Source organism: Oleiphilus sp. HI0043, assembly GCF_001634935.1.
Genome location: NZ_LWEY01001753.1, coordinates 1 through 1,314, shown reverse-complemented (window position 1 = coordinate 1,314; position 1,314 = coordinate 1). Strand labels below are relative to the sequence as shown.

The window sequence follows — 1,314 nt, the reverse complement described above, 5'->3', positions numbered from 1 at the left end:
GTTGCAGCAACAGCTACCCTATCAGCCGACAAATCATGGCAGCATTAGTCAGGTGAGCATAAAAACCCCTGATAGTATTTCAGTCCTCGGGATTAATAACCCTGAAGACAGCGCTCTTCCGATCTCTTCACTTGAATACCGCGTACCGATAACTATTGGAGAATCCCACTGGGGTGATATTTACCTTCTATATTCGCTGAAAAAACTGAACAAAGTGATCACCCAATCTATTGCAGAAAATACTCAACTACAAGAAGAACAAACGAACAAGGCATTTTATAGTGCCGGAGCGATTTTGTTAGTCGCCTTTGTGCTGATCTCTCAGTTAGCAGAGCGCTTAGTTGAGCCCATAGTGCGTTTAAGCGCTTACACCAAAGAAATTGCAAACGGAAACTTCACTAAAGTCCATAACGCCGCAATAACTGGTACTGATGAAATTGCCGAACTCAGTCATAACTTCACCGACATGGCTAAAAACCTGGAAGAAAATTACCTAGAACAAGCGCAATATAATTTAACGCTTGACGCAAAAGTTAATGAGCGAACAAAGGCGCTGCATAAGAAGAACGAAGAGTTACTTAACGCCTTCAAAAAAGTAGAAGAAAGCCAACAGCAGTTAATATACTCAGAAAAAATTGCAGCACTTGGTCAACTGATCGCAGGTATTGCTCACGAAATCAATACGCCTCTCGGGGCAATAGGCGCATCGGCCAGTAATACCTCTATGAGTTTGGAAGACCACCTTACCCAACTGAAACCTATTCTGGAAAAAAGCCCCGACCCTGACGCTCAAGCACTGAATAAGATCATCTCGCTGATAGGGAGGTCGACGAATAATCATTCCGACTCCCTTAGCACGCGTGAGGAAAGGGCAATTAAGCGCTCTCTATCAAAAGAACTTGCTCCCCATCATCAGGAAGGTGCTGAAGATCTAGCAGAATTGCTATTGGAAATGGGCTTACACGATCAGCTCAGCGCACTAAAACCTGAAATTCTCGACCCTGAAAATAACAAAATCGTTTCCCTCGCTCACTCCCTTACGAGTATTCGAAGAAACAACATGACCATTCATACCGCCATCGCGCGCGTATCAAAAATAGTCTTTGCCTTGAAGAGTTTCTCTCATCAAGACTGCAGCGGAGAAATGATTCAAAGCAATATCAACGACGGCATTAAAACAGTCTTGGTGCTTTACCAGAACCAGTTTAAGCAAGGCTGTGAAGTGCACTTGGACTATGGTGATTTACCCTCAACACTCTGCTACCCCGACGAACTAAACCAAGTCTGGACCAACTTAACCCATAACGCACTTCA

At 44.0% G+C, this 1,314-nt stretch carries 1 protein-coding gene; it reads left to right on the top strand.

Annotated elements, in window-relative coordinates; all coding sequences use genetic code 11:
- On the top strand, positions 1-1,314 hold a 1,314-nt coding region (locus A3729_RS26760; protein ID WP_197476141.1), incomplete at both ends, for a sensor histidine kinase.